Source organism: Rhodosalinus halophilus (assembly GCF_003298775.1).
GTDB lineage: Bacteria > Pseudomonadota > Alphaproteobacteria > Rhodobacterales > Rhodobacteraceae > Rhodosalinus > Rhodosalinus halophilus.
In genome coordinates this window covers 1-364 of the sequence record NZ_QNTQ01000075.1, presented here as the reverse complement: position 1 = coordinate 364, position 364 = coordinate 1, and the positions used below count along the sequence as shown (strand labels likewise).

1 protein-coding gene is annotated in these 364 nt (G+C 72.5%); it reads right to left on the bottom strand.

All coding sequences use genetic code 11. The features are described 5' to 3' along the window. A partial coding sequence (locus DRV85_RS18925) for a CAP domain-containing protein (protein ID WP_147238908.1) occupies positions 1–364 on the bottom strand: 364 nt, incomplete at both ends.

Below are 364 nucleotides of genomic sequence, written 5' to 3'. Positions count from 1 at the left end.
GGCTCGGGGGCCGGGGCGCCGCCCGACCCGCCGCCGTCGATCTGCAGCGGCGCGTCGGTGGCCGCGAAGTTCTGCGTGACGATCACCACGTCCCAGCCGTCGTAGTCGCCCCGCTCGATGCCGATGCCGATCACCTCGTAGTCGGCGTTGAGGATGTTCGCCCGGTGGCCGGGGCTGTTCATCAGCGACTCGTGCAGATCGGCCACGTCGTCCTCGAGCCCCGCCGCGCCGCGCTCGCTCTGCAGCGCGATGTTCTCGCCCCAGGTCCAGCTGCCGGAGAACACGAAGTCGGCCGCCCGCATCCGGTCGCCGGCCGTGGAGCCGCCCGCGCCGGTATGCGAGAAGACGTCCTGCGCCAGCATCC